Source organism: Tuberibacillus sp. Marseille-P3662 (assembly GCF_900178005.1).
GTDB lineage: Bacteria > Bacillota > Bacilli > Bacillales > Sporolactobacillaceae > Marseille-P3662.
Map to the genome: position 1 here is coordinate 930,300 of NZ_FXBS01000006.1, position 17,525 is coordinate 947,824.

The 17,525-nt window shown below is 41.6% G+C and carries 19 protein-coding genes and 1 pseudogene; 17 read left to right on the plus strand and 3 right to left on the minus strand.

Annotation, left to right across the window (positions count from 1 at the left end):
• Positions 1-74: 74 nt before the first annotated feature.
• Both B9Y89_RS13285 and B9Y89_RS19395 read left to right on the plus strand, forming a co-directional pair.
• On the plus strand, positions 75-1,010 hold the full coding sequence (locus B9Y89_RS13285; RefSeq protein ID WP_085523691.1) for an alpha/beta hydrolase: 936 nt from the start codon (positions 75-77) through the stop codon (positions 1,008-1,010).
• A gap of 202 nt (positions 1,011-1,212) precedes the next feature.
• Positions 1,213-1,335, plus strand: a complete 123-nt coding sequence (locus tag B9Y89_RS19395; RefSeq protein WP_254901253.1) for a hypothetical protein — start codon at positions 1,213-1,215, stop codon at positions 1,333-1,335.
• Positions 1,336-1,357: 22 nt separating this feature from the next.
• On the opposite strand, the gene B9Y89_RS13290 is transcribed toward B9Y89_RS19395, so the two are convergent.
• A complete protein-coding gene (locus B9Y89_RS13290; RefSeq protein ID WP_085523692.1) occupies positions 1,358-2,347 on the minus strand; it encodes an MBL fold metallo-hydrolase in 990 nt (329 codons plus the stop codon).
• A 153-nt stretch (positions 2,348-2,500) separates the two neighbouring features.
• Between B9Y89_RS13290 and B9Y89_RS13295 the strand changes: the two genes are divergently transcribed.
• The 13 genes and pseudogenes from B9Y89_RS13295 to B9Y89_RS13360 all read left to right on the plus strand — a co-directional run bounded on the left by B9Y89_RS13295 (position 2,501) and on the right by B9Y89_RS13360 (position 12,349).
• Positions 2,501-3,064: a TetR/AcrR family transcriptional regulator gene (locus B9Y89_RS13295; protein WP_085523693.1), complete on the plus strand. Its 564-nt coding sequence runs from the start codon at positions 2,501-2,503 to the stop codon at positions 3,062-3,064.
• Positions 3,065-3,183: 119 nt separating this feature from the next.
• Positions 3,184-3,945: an SDR family NAD(P)-dependent oxidoreductase gene (locus tag B9Y89_RS13300; RefSeq protein ID WP_085523694.1), complete on the plus strand. Its 762-nt coding sequence runs from the start codon at positions 3,184-3,186 to the stop codon at positions 3,943-3,945.
• Between the two features lie 19 nt (positions 3,946-3,964).
• The gene (locus B9Y89_RS13305) at positions 3,965-4,417 is read left to right on the plus strand and encodes a MaoC family dehydratase N-terminal domain-containing protein (protein ID WP_085523695.1); all 453 of its coding nucleotides are present in this window, start codon (positions 3,965-3,967) and stop codon (positions 4,415-4,417) included.
• A complete protein-coding gene (locus B9Y89_RS13310) occupies positions 4,410-4,829 on the plus strand; it encodes a MaoC/PaaZ C-terminal domain-containing protein (RefSeq protein ID WP_085523696.1) in 420 nt (139 codons plus the stop codon). The genes B9Y89_RS13305 and B9Y89_RS13310 overlap by 8 nt, the downstream gene beginning before the upstream one ends.
• Positions 4,830-4,908: 79 nt before the next feature.
• Positions 4,909-6,531 carry a long-chain fatty acid--CoA ligase gene (locus tag B9Y89_RS13315; RefSeq protein ID WP_085523697.1) on the plus strand — a complete coding sequence of 541 codons (1,623 nt, stop codon included), beginning with the start codon at positions 4,909-4,911 and terminating at the stop codon, positions 6,529-6,531.
• Positions 6,532-6,568: 37 nt separating this feature from the next.
• Positions 6,569-7,738, plus strand: a complete 1,170-nt coding sequence (locus tag B9Y89_RS13320; RefSeq protein ID WP_085523698.1) for an acyl-CoA dehydrogenase family protein — start codon at positions 6,569-6,571, stop codon at positions 7,736-7,738.
• Positions 7,739-7,770: 32 nt separating this feature from the next.
• Entirely contained in the window at positions 7,771-8,088 is a 318-nt protein-coding gene (locus tag B9Y89_RS13325) for a hypothetical protein (protein ID WP_085523699.1), read from the plus strand.
• A 157-nt stretch (positions 8,089-8,245) separates the two neighbouring features.
• The gene (locus tag B9Y89_RS13330; protein ID WP_085523700.1) at positions 8,246-8,431 is read left to right on the plus strand and encodes a type Z 30S ribosomal protein S14; all 186 of its coding nucleotides are present in this window, start codon (positions 8,246-8,248) and stop codon (positions 8,429-8,431) included.
• Between the two features lie 132 nt (positions 8,432-8,563).
• A pseudogene (locus B9Y89_RS19400) lies at positions 8,564-9,768 on the plus strand (MFS transporter); the annotation flags it as partial.
• A 183-nt stretch (positions 9,769-9,951) separates the two neighbouring features.
• Entirely contained in the window at positions 9,952-10,119 is a 168-nt protein-coding gene (locus tag B9Y89_RS19085) for a hypothetical protein (RefSeq protein ID WP_176222221.1), read from the plus strand.
• 133 nt (positions 10,120-10,252) lie between these two features.
• The gene (locus B9Y89_RS13350) at positions 10,253-10,597 is read left to right on the plus strand and encodes an ASCH domain-containing protein (protein ID WP_085523704.1); all 345 of its coding nucleotides are present in this window, start codon (positions 10,253-10,255) and stop codon (positions 10,595-10,597) included.
• Between the two features lie 37 nt (positions 10,598-10,634).
• Positions 10,635-11,375, plus strand: coding sequence for an AAC(3) family N-acetyltransferase (locus B9Y89_RS13355; protein WP_254901302.1), 741 nt, complete (start codon positions 10,635-10,637; stop codon positions 11,373-11,375).
• 221 nt (positions 11,376-11,596) lie between these two features.
• Positions 11,597-12,349: a DUF1189 domain-containing protein gene (locus B9Y89_RS13360; protein ID WP_085523706.1), complete on the plus strand. Its 753-nt coding sequence runs from the start codon at positions 11,597-11,599 to the stop codon at positions 12,347-12,349.
• Between the two features lie 124 nt (positions 12,350-12,473).
• On the opposite strand, the gene B9Y89_RS13365 is transcribed toward B9Y89_RS13360, so the two are convergent.
• Complete coding sequence (locus B9Y89_RS13365) at positions 12,474-12,746, minus strand: TM2 domain-containing protein (protein WP_254901303.1); 273 nt, start codon at positions 12,744-12,746, stop codon at positions 12,474-12,476.
• Between the two features lie 102 nt (positions 12,747-12,848).
• Complete coding sequence (locus tag B9Y89_RS13370; RefSeq protein ID WP_176222222.1) at positions 12,849-14,009, minus strand: MFS transporter; 1,161 nt, start codon at positions 14,007-14,009, stop codon at positions 12,849-12,851.
• A gap of 173 nt (positions 14,010-14,182) precedes the next feature.
• Between B9Y89_RS13370 and B9Y89_RS13375 the strand changes: the two genes are divergently transcribed.
• The gene (locus B9Y89_RS13375; protein ID WP_176222223.1) at positions 14,183-16,414 is read left to right on the plus strand and encodes an FUSC family protein; all 2,232 of its coding nucleotides are present in this window, start codon (positions 14,183-14,185) and stop codon (positions 16,412-16,414) included.
• A gap of 60 nt (positions 16,415-16,474) precedes the next feature.
• Complete coding sequence (locus tag B9Y89_RS13380) at positions 16,475-17,461, plus strand: aldo/keto reductase (protein WP_085523709.1); 987 nt, start codon at positions 16,475-16,477, stop codon at positions 17,459-17,461.
• Positions 17,462-17,525 lie beyond the last annotated feature (64 nt).

Consider the following 17,525-nt stretch of genomic DNA (forward strand, 5'->3'; position numbering starts at 1 on the left):
ATTCCAAGTTAGGCATAAAATAGAATCAGCATACTATCTGGTCAATTCTAAAAACACCTTAAGGAGGCATAAATATGGTGCTCGATCCACAAGTCAAAGCTTTACTTGAACAAATGGAAGCTTCCGATGTGCCGCCGATGGAAAGCTTATCACCTGAACAAGCTCGGGCAGGCTTCCAATCATTAAATGACTCTTCCACTGAGGAACTTGAACCAGTGGGTTACCTTAGCAACCGAGTGATACCAGGACCGGGCGGGGATCTTCCGATTAGGATTTATACGCCAGAAGGAACTGGCCCTTTTCCAGTGCTTGTTTTTTATCATGGTGGCGGATGGGTGATCGGTGATTTGGACAGTCATGATAATATGTGCCGTTCTTTGACCAATTTGGCAAACACTGTGGTTGTGTCCGTGGATTATCGTCTTGCACCTGAACATAAATTCCCTGCTGCCGTTGATGATTGCTATACGGCTTTGCGATGGGTTTCTGAACATCCTTCTGAGCTGAACATTGATTCATCACACATTGCCGTGGGCGGGGATAGTGCTGGGGGAAATCTATCAACTGTTGTCTCTTATTTAACTAAACAGCGGGGAGGACCACAATTAGCTTATCAACTGCTTCTATATCCATCGACACATATCTCGGCTGATACCGCCTCACACCGTGAAAATGGCGAGGGCTACTTTTTAACAACTGAGAGTATGACTTACTTTCGCAATCATTATCTCAGAACGGTCGAAGATGCCGAAGATCCATTAGTCTCCCCATATCTTATTGAAGATCTATCGGGTTTACCGCCAGCCATGGTCGTTACTGCCGAATATGACCCATTACGTGACGAAGGCGAAGCTTATGCGCGTCGATTAAAAGAAGCAGGTGTCCCTGTAATAGCAAAAAGATACGATGGCATGATTCATGGATTCATCAGCATGGCTGAGCAGTTAGATAAAGGGAAACAGGCCCTGCAAGACGCAGCTCAAGCCTTACGCTCGGCTTTTGATGAATAGTAAAAGGGACACATCTAAATTAGGATACTCAGGAAGCCGAACAATAAGATATGAAAGCACGTTCTAAGCGTCGCTTGAAGATGCAGGAGCACGAACGCCTTAGAATAAGCCTCTTTGGACTGCGACGAAGCATTTTGCTTCTCTGAAAAGGCTTGAAGATGCAGGAGCACGAGCCGAAGATCCACTTGGTCAAGGGGCTTTCTTGACCAAGTTAGCTGAGGCCGTGCCCGCGGCAAGCGAGGATTTTGACGAAGCGATGACAGGAACTATCATTTTAAATGAATCATCCGAACGGATTCATAAACAAGTTCGGATGATTCTGTGACTTATATACTTTTTTGCTTAATTTAAAGCATCTTACAGTCAGGCTGGCTTCTGTAATCCAGAAAATCTATGTCCAAGTGAAAATGGGAACGGAATTGTTCGAAATAGTCGACAAAGTCATATCCTTGCGCAATTAACCGTTCGATATGCTTTGCAATGCCAAGAATTTCTGAACCCAAATAATGCCTGTTTTGCCGATGGTTTTTACGAAAATAAAAAATTTCCTCATAAACAATATCCTTTGGCTGCACACCGCGCTGAACCGCTTGTTTTGTCTTTTCTTCGCGTTCATAGATTTTATCAATATATTGTTGTAATCGCTCTTGGTACGCTTGTCTTGAAAATGAACCTTTGTGATGCGCAGTCACGAAATATTCGGCATCTGTTTCCAGTGTTCGTTTAGCTGATGCTATAAAATCATTGATATCTGAATCAGCATCATTGTACCAAGGGCCAAATGAAGTCAAATCATAATCGCCGACAAACAGGACGCCATATTCGGGAAAATAAGGACAACAAAACCCTTCCGTATGTCCAGGGGTATGTAGCATGGTCATGGTCGTTCCGGCTACTTCTATGGGTTGATCGTATGCATAGCAGTCATCGGCAATATTGATGACGGGACCCCATCTTGGCTTGAGTTCGTCATTTCTCGATTGATGGCATTGATGCTCAACCTGGCGCTGAGCTTTTTCTTTCCCATACAATGCGTATTGGCCGCTTGCTTTCGCTAATTCGTAAGGATTGCATATTTTTTTTAAGTCATAGGGATTAATGCTGACATTGGCATTGGGGAAGAGATGGGCTCCCCAGATATGGTCGAGATGATAGTGCGTTAAATAGATGGTGCTGATATCTTTTTGCGTGAGATAGGCAAAAGCATCACGTCCCCCGCCGCAATCGATAAGAACGGATTCGTTTTCTCCGCCCAGTAACAAAGATGTTGAGAACGGGACTTTACTTTTGGTTTCTCCCATAATGATTTCAATTGGGCCGATCTTTTCTACAGACATGAAATTCTCCTTCCATTGTTGATATAACTGATTTCTGGATGGTTAATTTTGATTTTTTTTAACAGTGTTCTTGAATTTTCTGAATAGGTGTAATAAACTTAGATTATATTCATACCTACTGGTTAGTATCCTCCATCGGAAGAAGGTCACACAATGAAAGAACAAATCACCCGACAAAGTATTCAATTATTCGGTGAAAAAGGCTTCACAGAGACATCCATTCAAGACATCGTTGATGCGCTTGGGGTGACGAAGGGCACTTTTTATTACTATTTCTCATCAAAGAAACAACTTTTGGCTGATATCCACTTGTTGTTTATTGATGATATTTTAACACGAGAGAAAGACATTTTCGCGGATACGAGTAAAAATTCTGAAACAAAAATTTATGAGATCGTGAATATGTTAATCACCAGTATAAAAAAACGTGGCGCTGAGGCACGGGTGTTTTTGCGAGATCGACGTAATCTTGACCCTGATCAGGTTGCTGAGGTAGTCGACAAACGAGATCAATTTCGTTTGTATCTTCAAAAAGTGATTGAGATTGGCATTGAGAAAAAAGAGCTGCGCGATGATCTTCGTCCTGACATTGTGGCGTTTGCGATTTTAGGCGTTTGTAATTGGAGCTATTTTTGGTTTGATCCAGACGGACCTGTTTCTGATGAAGAGGTTGCCAGTATTTACGTCAAGATGATTTTGAATGGCCTTGAACGGTAAAATATAGGTTCTATAACATACCGACTGGTTAGTATTCTTTAAAATGAAACCGCTTTATGTGAGAACCGATGAATGAGCGTATCAATTTTTTATATAAATAATCAGAGGGGGAAGGATGAATGAAACGTTTTGAAGGCAAGGTGGCATTTGTAACAGGGGCGAGCAGAGGGATTGGCAAAGGTGTTGCGACGAAGTTTGCTGAAGAAGGAGCGAAAGTTTGTCTAGTTGATATTAATGAAGAGGTATTGTCATCCTCAGTGTCAGAGTTAACAGACCAGGGGTATGATGTTATTGGACAAACGGCTGATGTCACTGATAAAAAGCAAGTTGAGGCTGCTGTTGATGCCGTCGTTGCTGAATACGAGAAGATTGATATTCTCGTCAATAATGCTGGCGTGATTCGTGACAACATGTTATTTAAGATGGAAGAAGATGACTGGGATAAAGTCATGAATGTTCATTTGAAAGGATCGTTCAATTGTGCGAAAGCTGTGCAAAAACATATGGTCAATCATAAGTTTGGACGTATCATCAATACATCTTCCACATCTGCCCTTGGTAATCGTGGCCAGGCCAACTATTCGACTGCTAAAGCGGGACTCCAAGGATTCACTAAGACTTTGGCGATTGAACTCGGAAAGTTCGGCATAACTGTTAATGCGGTGGCACCAGGGTTTATCGAAACAGACATGACCAAAGCAACGGCCGAGCGTATTGGTATTTCATTTGATGAATTAGTCAGCCACAGTGTAAGTCAAATTCCCGTAGGTAGAAGCGGTAAGCCTGAGGACATTGCAAATGCTGTCCTATTTTACGCTATGGAAGAATCATCCTTTGTCAACGGCCAAGTCATGTACGTGGCCGGCGGACCTAAAGATTAATCATACGGGAGGGACCATAATGTTTGAACATGTCATCGGTAAACAGTCAAATCGCGTATTAAATGTTGTAGAAAGAGGGGCTGTTAAAACATTCGCTGAGGCCATTGGTGATCCTCATCCGATTTATACAGACCGTGAGTTTGCTCAAAAAACAAGGTATCAAGATAACATTGCACCACCGACATTTCCTCGTGTGTTTGAGTATGGCACGGTTGAAGCGCTAACCTTACCTGAGGCTGGGCTAATCCATGGGGAACAGACATTTACGTACCAGCGGCCGTTAATTGTTGAAGAGCCCTTGTATTGTTACACCGAGGTTGAAAACTACGTCGAGAAGCAAGCCCAATCTGGGAAATTAGGATTTTTAACGATGAAATATGCTGGAGAGGACGAGTCGGGTAAGGAAGTCTTCACTTCTCGATCCGTGATTGTGATCACTGAAGCGGTCCGAAAGGGGATGCAGCATGCCTAACATTAAAACACTGAATATCGGGGAATCGTTATCATCAGTCCAATTAGAGCCAGTTTCTCGACTTGATTTAATCAAATATGCAGGCGCATCAGGGGATTACAACCCCATTCATACCATTGATAAAGCAGCAGAAAGTGCCGGTCTCCCGGGGATTATCGCTCATGGTATGTGGACGATGGGCAACTTAAGTCAATTATTCACCCCTTTTTTTGAAGAAGGGTTTGTGCAAACCTTTACCACTCGTTTTTCAGAAATGGTGTTTCTAGATGATGTTGTCACTCTGCATGCTCAATTGAGAGCTAAAGAGCAGGATGTTCTCCATTTTGATGTCAAAGCTGTGAAACAAAATGGCAAAACAGCTATTAAAGGAAGCGTGACATTCCAATTGTTTGATGAAGTACAGAAGGTATAGTCCTAGAAAGATTGTTTTGTAAATGTCATATATTCTTTTTACCAAAGCGCGACATGATAAGAATAGGAGTTGAGTTGTTATGATGGATTATCCATTGCTATTAAAGTCTGTTCTGTACCGTGCAAATTTAGTATTTCCGGAAAAAGAAATTGTCTCGCGTGATGTCTCTTCCATTTTTCGTTATACATACGGCGATATGTATAAGCGCGTGTGTCAATTGGCTAATGCCTTAGAGCGGATCGGTGTTATGCCAGGGGATCATGTCGGTTCATTTGCTTGGAATAATCATCGCCATCTAGAGCTATACTTCGCTGTCCCTTGTTCTCAGAGAGTTCTGCATACGGTGAATATTCGACTCTTCAAAGAGCAGCTGATTTATTCTATTAATCATGCTGAAGATAAAGTGCTTTTTATTGATGAAGACTTGCTTCCAGTCATTGAAGGCATTGCTGATCAATTGACAACGGTTAAGAGCTACGTCGTGATGACAGATAAGAACCAACTTCCTGAACCCCCCCTCCCCAATGTTTATTTATATGAAGACCTCATTGATGGTGAACTACCTGCCTATGAGTTTCCGACATTTGATGAAGAAACCCCAGCCATTATTGCTTATACATCAGCAACAACAGGAATGCCAAAGGGTGTTGTTTATTCCCATCGCGGGCTGTATCTCCACTGCTTAACGGCTTTGGTTGGAGAGCTGGGTACGTATGAAAGGGACGTGACTATGCCGATCGTTCCCATGTTTCATGTCAATGCTTGGGGGCGTCCTTTCGCGGATACGTGGGTAGGAGCTAAACAAGTCTATCCTGGCAGCCGTCCGCAACCAGCCGACTTCGCACAGTTAATCCATGACGAACGAGTGACGTTTAGTGCCGGTGTACCGACGATATGGATGGCTTTGTTAAATCACGTTCGCCAAAATCCAGGGTGTTATGACTTCAGTAGCATTCGCTTCCTGATGTCCGGAGGAGCTGCATTACCTGCTTCTCTCACCGAAAGCTATGAAAAAGAGTTAGGGGTCAAATTGTATCAAGGCTATGGTCAAACAGAAACAACCCCCGTGACCTTTGTATCTCCTTTGAAGAGCAGTGTCGACCATGTATCAGATCAAGAGAAATATCGTCTCCGTACAAAAACAGGGATGATCTTACCTGGGCTTGAAATGAAAATTGTGGGTGATGATGGTCGCGAAATTGCCCATGATGGTCAAGAAATGGGCGAATTATTATTGCGCGGTCCATGGGTGATTGATGAATACTACAAAGATCCCAAGACAACAGAAGCTTCGTTTGTCGATGGCTGGTTCAAGTCTGGGGATATTGCGACATTTGATGAAAACGGTTTCCTCCAGGTTGTTGACCGGACGGGAGATTTAATCAAAAGTGGTGGTGAATGGATCTCCTCAGTTGATTTAGAAAATGCGATTATGGATCACCCGCAGGTAGCTGAAGCGGCTGTGATCCGCATTTCTAGTGAAAAATGGCAGGAGCGTCCGTTAGCTTGCGTTGTGTTAGAGCCTGACGCCAAAGAGCAAGTAACGAAGGAAGATCTTTTTAATGATCTCGCGGACAAAGTCGCCAAGTGGTGGATCCCTGATGACATTGTTTTTATTGATGACATTCCAAAGACTAGTGTTGGCAAGTTTTCTAAAAAAACTTTGAGAGAGCAATATGCACAAGGGCATTTGACTCGTTAAAAATTCTTCGGAACGTTGGAACAAAGGGGACATAAATATGAACTTTGAGTTATCAGATGAACTAATACAGATGAAGACAACCATTCGTGATTTCATTGACAATGAGGTTGAACCACAGGCCATGACCATTGAGGACAATGATTGTGTGCCTGAAACGTTATTGGAAAAATCAAAGGCATTAGGCTTGTTTGGTCTCAGCATTCCAGAGGAGTATGGGGGTATGGGTCTGAGCATGGTGGGGAAATCCGCGCTGTTTGAAGAATTGGGCCGAACAATCAATGGCTATACAACTATTCTCGGTGCCCATAATGGCATTGGTTCTGTTGGTATTGTTGAGTTGGCTGATGAAGAACAGAAACGCCGCTACCTCCCGAAAATGGCAACAGGTGAGAAGATTGGAGCTTTTGCCTTAACCGAGCCGCAGGCAGGTTCCAACGCGGCAAATGTTAAGACAACAGCCGTTAAGAAAGGCGACCGCTATATTTTAAATGGCCAAAAAATTTATACGACGAATGCCCCGATTGCGGATGTATTTACTGTCATGGCTTCTACAGATCCTAATAAGGGATCAAAAGGGATCACATCATTTATTATTGATCGAGATTCACCGGGGTTTCATGTTGGAAGCGTTGAAAAGAAAATGGGACTTCACGGCTCACATACAGCACAATTGTATTTTGATGATCTAGAAGTTCCCGAAGAAAATGTATTAGGTACGGAAGGTGCGGGCTATGTTAATGCTTTGAAAATTCTAGCAAACGGTCGTGCCGGACTCGCAGCACGATGTCTGGGTTCAAGTCAGTACCTGTTAGACCAATCCGTTAAGTATGCGCTGGAACGCGAACAGTTTGGAAAGCCTATCTTTGAGCAGCAAATCATTCAACATTATCTTGCTGATATGGCAACAGACATCGAGTCATTAAGATCGATGACCTACCGAGTGGCTTGGATGAGTGACCAAGGCATGAATGTGATTAAGGAAGCCGCTATGTTGAAATTATATGGTTCTGAAGTTTATAACCGTGTTGCTGATACAGCGGTTCAAGTACATGGCGGCGTCGGGTATATATCTGAATATCCAATTGAACGTTTCTATCGAGATGCCCGGATCACACGAATCTATGAAGGGACATCGGAAATTCAGAAAAATATTATCGCTGGGCAATTAAAGAAGGAGTATGAGAGACAGTTTGCTAAATCAAATTGACAACGAGTCATGATCGGCATGGAGGTCAAGGAATGAATAAAGTTTTAGTAAGAGAGCCAGAGCAGAAAAACGTTGTTGATCAACCTGTAAAAATGGTTATCTATACATTGCTGGAAGGATCTAACGATGTCGTGATTGTTGATGTTTATGGCGTGTTCGGTGAAGCGTTGTTAGAGTCGACCCGGGATACCTTACAGGAGTTGGTCCAGGAATATAAGATTGACTCAGATATGTACACGGATGCTCTGAGTCGCATTCACTTATGTAACGATCCTGCCCAAAAAACATCCTTGCAGCATGATTCCGCACTCGTTCTCACCCTTGATGTTAGCTGGACAATTGAGGGATAAGATAATAAAAAGATTCAACAGGTTTCTGAATCGACCTGTTGAATCTTTTTGTTGACCTTTTAACATAAAATGATTATAATAGTAATTTGGTTGTTTAATAAACTATTAATATAATGACTCACAAATAGACATTTTAACAAGAAAAAGGAGGAAAATTATGGCCAAACAGTCAATGGTTGCAAAGCAAAGGCAAACGAAAAAGTTTGCTGTTCAAGAGTATACACGTTGTGAACGTTGCGGCAGACCTCATTCAGTTTTACGTAAATTCCGTTTGTGCCGCATTTGTTTCAGGGAATTGGCTTATAAAGGGCAAATCCCAGGCGTCAAAAAAGCAAGCTGGTAAAGACCATCAGGGTAAAATCCTGGTGGTTTTTTTATTCCAACCTATGTTTTTTTGATGCTACAATGAGAGTATCTGAGAGAATGACATGGGGCTGTCACAATGGAAGGGGACATACAAACGTTTAAAAATTTCAGCTTCATTAAGTTTTGGATCGGTTCATTTATATCACAACTGGGTGATCAGTTTGGCGCGGTGGCTATTTCATGGTTAGTCCTACAAACAACGGATTCATCTGCAATGGTCGGCACTGTGTTAGCTGCATATGCGATTCCCATGTTAATCGCCAGTTTTTATGCGGGAGTGCTACTTGACCGTTTTTCAAGAAAAACTTTATTAATTATTGACAACGGGATTAGAGGATGCTTATATGCAAGCATGCCGCTTTTGTATTACATTGATTTTTTCAATATAGCGCTCATCATGTCAATCATGGTGCTCGCTGGTGCATTGTCGACCGTATCAAGAGTCGGTAGTGTTTCAGTTATTCCGAATATTGTAAGTCATAAAGAGCTAGATAAGGCGAATGCTTCTGTGCAAATCAGCTGGCAAATAGCGTACTTATTAGTCCGGCCATCGGAGGTGTCTTCACAGGTTTGGTCGGTGCACCAGCGACGCTATTTTTGAATGGCGTCACCTTTTGGGTATTTACAGCTCTGTTACTCACTATCACTCTCAATCCATTCAGCGCTCAAGATTCGGGAAGACAAATCTTGAAAAACCAAGAAAGTTTCATGGTCTCATTGAAAAATGGTATGCGTTTTCTTGTTAAGGATCGACTTTTACTTATCATGACCGGAGCGACGTTATTTTTTAACCTCACCTATGGACCATTAGAACCAGCTCTTCCAGTGTTCGTTAAAGATGTCATAGAAACGGGGCCTGAATTGTTGGGATTTTTATGGACATCGTTATCAATCGGGATGATTGTAGGTACTTTAATTTGGGTCAAAGTAAATCCGAAATGGAACCCTGTTACTATAACTTCTATCATCATATTTTTATGGGGGTTAGCTAATATTGGATTTGCTAATACCGATGGCATCATTATGGCTTTAGGCGCGATTTTTATGGCTGGTTTTGTGTTTGGCCCTTATAATGTCGTGACGACGACATATGAACAACGCTCAATTCCCGATCACTTAAGGGGCAGGGTGTTAGGGCTGATCAATAGCTTGACAGCGGCCGGTCTACCTTTGGGACAACTTTTAGGAGGGTTTCTCGTAGAAAATTTTAGTGTTAGAAGGACCATTTTATGGGCGGGGATCGCCTCTTTGATTGTTGCTTTTGGGATTTGGATAGGTAGAACTAGGATGCTTAAGAATGGCCGTAAAAAATTATGAGGACACTCATTTGAGCGAGTTGGGGCTGTCGCTGAAGCCAATATTTTATAACAACCATGAGGTTTTGTACGAATTCGAGACATTAAGTTTATTTGAGTGGTTAACGGCTCCCTATAAATATCACGTCCAGGGGCCAGTTTTTCAACGTAGGAATGTCGCATAAGGGAAAGAGGTGAAAGTTTGAAACGAATACCTTTGATTGTATCGCTTATTTTGTCTATTTTTGTAATGTTCTTAAACTTTTCAGATGACAGTTATTTTAATGGAACCGTGATGGCTATTGTTTCTGTTTTAGTCCTAATTGAATTGATCAGACAATCTATAAGTACAAATAACAAATCAAGTTAAGCAATTGGGCGAAAACGGATATTGATCTTTTAGTCATAACAGGTAGGTCATTCATCACACAGAAGCCGTATCGGCGTCCGGTCCAGAACGGCCATTTAACAAAACAAGAATCACATAAGTGGGAGTGGAGAAAATGGAGCACAATATGGGACTATATGAAATCCCTTTTAATTCAATTAAGTCAGGTAGAAAGACAGTAGAAGTAAGATTATACGATAATAAAAGGAGAAAGTTAAAGTTAGGGGACACCATAAAATTTACTAAAACCCCAGATAGCAATGAAACAATAACAGTTGAGGTTATTGGATTAAGGAAATACCCAACCTTCAAAAAGATGTATGAAAGTATCCCCGCAAATGATCTTGATGCTGTAGGTGGTTCAATTGATGAAATGGTAGAACAAACTTATCAAATATATAGTCCAGATAGAGAAAAGGAATGGGGTACAGTTGCAATTTCGATTAAATTATTGGATTGAGGATTAACCTCGAACACGAGAAAGTCTAACAACTGATCTGAAACAACTTGGTTTAGAAGCGGGAATGACGGTGATTGTTCATTCCTCACTCCGATCAATTGGTTGGATTTCAGGTGGGGCAATAGCTGTGGTACAAGCTCTCATAGATGTCGTGACAGAAGAGGGAACGATCGTAATGCCGACACACACATTTCCAATTTCAGACCCGATCAACATGGGAAATCCCCCACTTCCACAAACTTGGCATGAGGAAATTCGTGAGACAATGCCAGCTTATGATCCAAAGATTACTCCGACTGCTAGTATGGGAACAACAGTTGAGACATTTCGAACTTTTCCTTTCGTTAAGCGGAGCAGCCACCCTATCTATTCAATGGCGGCATGGGGGAAAGATGCGGAAAAGATGACGAGCAATCAAACCTTGGAATATGGAATGGGTGAAGGTTCTCCACTCGCTCGTGTTTACGAGGGGGACGGTTGGGTTTTATTCATCGGAACAGGATATGACACCAATACTTCCTTTCACTTGGGAGAAACCCGATCCGAGGTGCGAAACAAGGTTATAAATGGAGCACCGATTATAGAGAATGATCATCGTGTTTGGAAAACCTTTGAGGACGTCGAATTGGATTCAGATTGCTTCGAACAAATTGGAGCGGAATTTGAGAAAAAGGCACCTGTAAAAAGGGGTAAAGTTGGCTCAGCTTCATCAGTCTTGTTTAGTCAACGTCAAGCTGTCGACTTTGCAGAAAACTGGCTGCTCCAAAATGTTAAATAGATCCCAGAATAGACAGCTAATTAAAATCCTTTCGGCAATGTATGGGGGTTGTTGAAGAAATAGTCCCTAAATAAACTCATCCTTCCCTTAGTGCTCCGATATTTAAATAATTAGAAAAATGTAAACCCCCAAGAGGCTCTTTCCTTATGAGATTTGGCATGCTAAGCTTCTGATATATCGAATATAAATCATGATAAACATCGTGTTCAAGGGGGAGTTCGGTGTCGTTTATTAAAAAACTGCACTACAGTATTACCAATGTCCATAAGTATCCGAACATGACTGCTCTCGGTACAGGTAAAGCCTTTCTGTACTTGTTTCTTTTTTCGTTGATTTTCGGGACTATCTACAGTGTTGTCTTAGGGTTTCATGTCAATCAATCCGTCAGTCGGTTCGCTGATCATATTAAGAATGATATTCCGGAATTTAGGCTTGAGAATGGGACAATGCATGTGGAAGCCGATATGCCAATGGTTATTGATAAAACAGCCAACAGCGCGTTTGTCATCGACACGAGTGGCAAACTTGACCCAAGTTATTTGGATCAATATCAAACGGGAATTTTAATCTTAAAGCATCAAGTTATTAACAAGCAAAATGGCATGCAAACCCAAGTGTACCAATTTAGTGATTTTGGTATCACTTTTACGAAAAGTGATATCGTTAATGTCCTACCTTATTTAAACTGGGTAGGGTGGATTGTTGGAATCTTAGCATGGGTAGTTTTCTTTGCAGGGAAGATCGTCAGTGCATTGATTGTCGCCCTTATCGGCTTGATTGCAAGAAGTACGTACAAAGCAAATATGTCTTTCGGCCGCTTGTATAGTACGGCTATATATGCCTTGACGCTGCCCATTTTGTTTGATCTTGCCATTAAGGCATTTGGTATCAACCTTAATATTTTTGTGTATTATTTAATCGCGATCGGCTATATGGTTCTTGCGGTTAGAAGCACGAAACGATTAGAAGGTTAGATAAGGTCGCTTCTCTCAATGGAGTCATTTTCATCCTCAGGTAAGAGGATGAAAATGACTTTCTTTGTGTGCATGCTAGTCAGAGATTTACTAACAAAAAACCTCCGCCAGTGGCGAAGGCATGCTATCGCGGCTCGCGACACATACCGGGAATAAGGAAAATGTCGATAAACCACCAGATCCAAAGAATAAAAAGGAATAACCAACCAATCAGAATCCACGCGGTTAAATATCCAATTACACCTAATAGTAATTGGGCGATTCCTGAACCAACACGTCCGGTGTAAAACCGATGAATGCCGAGTTGCCCTAAGAAAAACCACAGTACATAGGCTAATACAAGGCTTCTCTGATGATTCGTGCCATTTGTATAAACTTGTTCTTCCAAAAGATTCACCTCACTCAATCATTTACCTTTTTACCAAAATTTCTAGAATACATCCATATTTTACTTGATTCATAGGTCAATAGCAATAATTTTGAGAAACTAAAAAACTGATCATTGTAAATTGTTTTGGGTTGTTTGTGACAATTGTAATTGGATGTAACCGATGATGATTAGAATGATCATGCCGATTAAAAAGGCGATGAAATAGGGAGAAACCACGTCACGTATAACACCGGTCAAGAAAGTACTAATAATCACACCTAGGGAGTATACGGCAGACATCATCCCAAAGGCTCTTCCATAGATGTCCTTTGATACGCTTTCTGTAACAGCGGTTGCTAGAGCAGGCATCATCAGACCAAAGCATAAGCCAATCAAGAATAACAATACCGGCAGAGGTAGTGACAAACTGAACATCGCATAGATTGACATAGACATGCCAAACAGGCCAACCATCATTCTTTTAAAGGGATTGAAGCGATTAATGAAAAAGAGTGACAGGACGATTAATGTTCCAAGACTCATATAGCTAAATAACTGACCAGTCGTAAATGTGGAAAGGCCTTTTTCAACGGTTAAATATGGGATCTCATAGATGAGGACCCCATGGATATACATAACCGCAAAACCTGATAAGTAAACAATTAGCAGGTTAGGCGTTGTTAATACACTCATCATATTCATTTGTTTTTGATTTCGATTCCTCACAATAATGTGCCGTTCTCGTAAAAAGCTTATGGCGTACATCCCTGTCAAAATCATAGCGGAGCCAATGAAAAAATACGTGTTCACATATCCAATTAAAACAACCATTTTGCCTCCGATGAGCGGGGCAACGATACTCGCTACTGTGAATAACATGCCGTTCACGGCCATGTTTTTTCCTTGCTGCCGGCTACTGGTTGCATAACCGGAAAGTAAAGCTAAGGCTGCGGGCATTAAGAATGCTAGTGCAAATCCGTTTAATCCACGGAGTATCAATAAACTAGCAGAGTCTGAAGCTAGACCGTGGGCAATAAACAATCCACCAGAAGCAAAAAGTGGACAAGTGATGAACATTTTCTTACCTAAACGGTCAATGAATGGTCCAGCGAGCAAATTACCTACCAAATTCATCATTGAAGAGACGCTGAGGATAATCCCTATTAGAATGCTTGATGCACCCAGTCCAGCGGCATAGGGTGTAAAAATGGGGGATTGAATACTCATGACAAGACAAATTAAGAACATGATAATAAAAATATGAGATTTGTCAATCGTAGCTTCCTTCATGATTTTCACCTCTGAAATCAATGTATTCAGAAGGGGGGGACAAATAGACGAGTAATAATACGCCCATGTTGATTTCTCTAATATGTTGTCCTAACCGTTGTGTCCCATTAACACACTCTTATTACTTGGCTTAAAATGGTTCTTTCATTTATGATGGTACTATGAATTCAAAAATGACAAGATTTCAAATGATTCGTTACTGGATGGCTCGATTACTGGCGTCAGATCCAGGGTTAACACGTCTGCAACGGGCATCCAGGGTCACTCTAAGTGTGATGACAGCTGTCCTCGTTATGAATTTGGTCAATATGTTTTTGGCTCATGCGCCGATGACCGTTGCTATTCTTTCCGGAGTTCTTGGCTTGATAGGAAGTTTGGTTGTGAACGACCCGACAGCCAAGGAGAAGAAAATCACAACATGGTTACTCGCTTTATCGAGTTCCAGTTTTATCACATTGGCGTCATGGCTGTCATTAGTCGGTTTTCATTTGCCTGATCTCGTCCTATTAAGTATTGTCTTTTTAACATTTTACTTGAGTCGATTCGGTTCACGCTATTTCTCACTTTGTATGGTCGGATTTATATCATTTTATTTCTCATCGTTACTGCAGATTCAATTTGCGCAGTTACCATGGTTCTATGTTGCTATTTTTGTTGGAGTCTCGGTTGCTTATACTTTTAACTTCATATTCTTTAAAGACCGGCCAGAGCGACTTTTAAAACGAAGCATGTCATCGTTTCATGTTCAGATCAATTTAACATTTGATCTCATGATTGATATGATTAGGGATTTAAAAACGAGTCAGAAGCGGGTTAAAAGTTTGAATCGAAATATTACCAAACTTAATGAGTACGTCAGGATGGTGTCAGGTCACTTTGAATCAACAGATCCTGGCGTAGTATGGCCCGGCATTCAAAAGCATCAACTTCGTCTTTACATTTTTGATGCGGCAATGCTCGTTGAGACCTTACCGTTAACGCTGAAGCGGTTAAAGGATCTACATGCCTTGGAGAAGGCCGATGTCAGGGACTCGCTTCTCAAAGTCATGCAGTCTTTAAGAGATGCAGAAGTGCTGCGGGAATCCTTTGATCCTGCTAATTTAAAGAACGCTGAAAACACCGTGGTTCAATTGAAGCAGCAGTTGGATCAGCTACAATCAGATGATAAAGCTTTTGAAAAGTGGCTTTATCTATTGCGTCGGATTGAATCCATTGCCAGTCATATCGTCATGGAAGCGAAAAGTATACAAGAAGCTCGAAATCAACATTTGAATGACCATTCTAATAACAGTCTTTCATCACAAGACGATGATGAACAAGCCAATGATGATGAAGAGGATTCTGAGGAGGAGTTAGAACCGGGGCTACAGCCAACGACAAAAAAAGCCTTTCAAGCAGCCTTAGCTGGAAGCCTTTCGATTGTGCTCGGTTATATTGTGTCTCCTGCCCATCAATACTGGATCCTGCTGTCAGCTTTTGTCATCCTGTTTGGGACGGAGTCTGTTGGCAGAACATTCGTGAAGGCAGGCCAAAGGTTTGCGGGAACGCTGTTTGGGGCCATTGTTGGTTTTGGTTTAGCTCACCTAATTTCTGGTCATATTGTTATTGAAATTACGGTCCTATTTTTCTGTATTTTTATGGCTTTTTATCTACTATCGATTTCGTATGCTCTCATGATCTTCTGGATTACCATGATGATTGCGATTATGTATGATTTTCTTCTTGGCGGGGTTACTGAGCAGTTGCTTGGTGCGCGTGTCCTTGATACTTTCATTGGAGCTGGTCTTGGTGCTGGTGTAACAGCCTTTCTCTTCCCCCATAAGACAAGGGATAAAGTAAGAGATTCAATGGTGGAATTTCTAGACAATCTTAAGGTGTATACTGAAGCTTACTTAGAGAAGTATATAGGAGAAACCAATACAACTGATTTAGCTGATAAAGCTTTAGAGTTAGACGAGCAGTTACAGCAAGTGAGAGATGATGCCGATCCTTTATTAAAAAGACCGGGCAACTTTGGTCGCTCAGGTATTGAAAATCAATTAACGGTGCTGACGGCGATGAATTTTTATGTTAAGCACCTTGTGTCATCTACGAAACGTGAACAAAGAGCAGAATTAAATGACGACATTAAGCAAGCATTAAAAGGTGTCGAAGCGGATATTGGCAAAAATATCGATATCCTATGTGAATGGCTAAATGAAAACACGAAAGAGCATGAGGCGGTGTTGGATTTGAAAAGGGAACGTGAATTCATCGAGCGTTCACCAGACTTGAACACTGCGAAACAACTCATTCACGATCTATATTACATTTGGCGGATCAATAAAGCGGTCTTATCGTTAGCCAAAGACCTGGGATCACATTCCGAAATGTCAATAAGGAGCGATACAAAGGAATTTTACTAAGGCTTAAAGTGGGGAAATATGATGATAAGCCTTGACTAATAAAAAAGGAGCATTTCAAAGATGAAAACACGTCATTTAGGACAAAGGGGTCCCGAGGTTTCCGCTGTCGGACTCGGTTGCATGGGTATGTCTGCCTTTTACGGAGAAAAGAATGACGAACAATCCATTGCAACCATACATAAAGCGATGGATTCAGGTATTACTTTTTTTGATACAGCTGATATGTATGGCGTTGGTGAAAATGAAAAACTGGTTGGACAGGCTTTAAAAAAGAAAAGGCAACAGATCACATTGGCGACCAAATTCGGGAATGTCATGGGATCCGACGGTTCGATTCAAGGGATCAACGGACGTCCAGAATACGTTAAGGAAGCCTGTGACAAAAGTTTGCGAAGATTGGGAACGGATTATATTGATGTCTACTATCAACATAGAGTGGACCCGGATGTTCCTATTGAAGAAACGGTCGGGGCCATGGGTGATTTGGTCAAGGAAGGCAAAGTCCGTTACCTCGGTTTATCCGAAGCCGCAGCGACAACGATCCGACGTGCTCATCAAGAACATGCGATTACAGTGTTACAATCTGAATATTCACTCTGGAGTCGTGATGTGGAAGGAGATATTTTATCAACGTGCCGTGAGTTAGGCATTGGGTTCGTTCCATATAGTCCACTAGGCCGAGGATTTTTAACTGGACGTTTCCAAAGACCTGAGGATTTTGCCGAAGATGATTTTCGTCGTCACTCTCCAAGGTTTCAAGGTGAAAACTTCGATAAGAATTTGCAGCTGGTTGACAAAATTAAAGACCTTGCGGATAAGAAAGGGGTCACACCTGCCCAGTTAGCACTTGCTTGGGTGATGGCTCAGGGTGAAGATATCGTACCGATTCCTGGAACCAAAAAAGAAAACTATCTGCTTGAGAACATTGAAGCGGTTGAGGTGTCTCTTAGCAATGATGAACTAAATGACATTGAATCGATTGCACCCAAGGGCGTCGCTGCTGGTGAGCGTTACCCTGAACAAGCAATGAAAAGTGTCAATCAGTGATAAAAAAAATATACTATGATGAAAAAAGACTCATTAACTATGGGTCTTTTTTAGTGTTCAATCT

Excerpts from the sequence above, each read along its gene's own strand:
- B9Y89_RS13285 (WP_085523691.1), top strand. The coding sequence starts at position 75 with ATGGTGCTCGATCCACAAGTCAAAGCTTTACTTGAACAAATGGAAGCT.
- B9Y89_RS13290 (WP_085523692.1), bottom strand. The coding sequence starts at position 2,347 with ATGTCTGTAGAAAAGATCGGCCCAATTGAAATCATTATGGGAGAAACC.
- B9Y89_RS13295 (WP_085523693.1), top strand. The coding sequence starts at position 2,501 with ATGAAAGAACAAATCACCCGACAAAGTATTCAATTATTCGGTGAAAAA.
- B9Y89_RS13300 (WP_085523694.1), top strand. The coding sequence starts at position 3,184 with ATGAAACGTTTTGAAGGCAAGGTGGCATTTGTAACAGGGGCGAGCAGA.
- B9Y89_RS13305 (WP_085523695.1), top strand. The coding sequence starts at position 3,965 with ATGTTTGAACATGTCATCGGTAAACAGTCAAATCGCGTATTAAATGTT.
- B9Y89_RS13310 (WP_085523696.1), top strand. The coding sequence starts at position 4,410 with ATGCCTAACATTAAAACACTGAATATCGGGGAATCGTTATCATCAGTC.
- B9Y89_RS13315 (WP_085523697.1), top strand. The coding sequence starts at position 4,909 with ATGATGGATTATCCATTGCTATTAAAGTCTGTTCTGTACCGTGCAAAT.
- B9Y89_RS13320 (WP_085523698.1), top strand. The coding sequence starts at position 6,569 with ATGAACTTTGAGTTATCAGATGAACTAATACAGATGAAGACAACCATT.
- B9Y89_RS13325 (WP_085523699.1), top strand. The coding sequence starts at position 7,771 with ATGAATAAAGTTTTAGTAAGAGAGCCAGAGCAGAAAAACGTTGTTGAT.
- B9Y89_RS13330 (WP_085523700.1), top strand. The coding sequence starts at position 8,246 with ATGGCCAAACAGTCAATGGTTGCAAAGCAAAGGCAAACGAAAAAGTTT.
- B9Y89_RS13350 (WP_085523704.1), top strand. The coding sequence starts at position 10,253 with ATGGAGCACAATATGGGACTATATGAAATCCCTTTTAATTCAATTAAG.
- B9Y89_RS13370 (WP_176222222.1), bottom strand. The coding sequence starts at position 14,009 with ATGAAGGAAGCTACGATTGACAAATCTCATATTTTTATTATCATGTTC.
- B9Y89_RS13375 (WP_176222223.1), top strand. The coding sequence starts at position 14,183 with ATGACAAGATTTCAAATGATTCGTTACTGGATGGCTCGATTACTGGCG.
- B9Y89_RS13380 (WP_085523709.1), top strand. The coding sequence starts at position 16,475 with ATGAAAACACGTCATTTAGGACAAAGGGGTCCCGAGGTTTCCGCTGTC.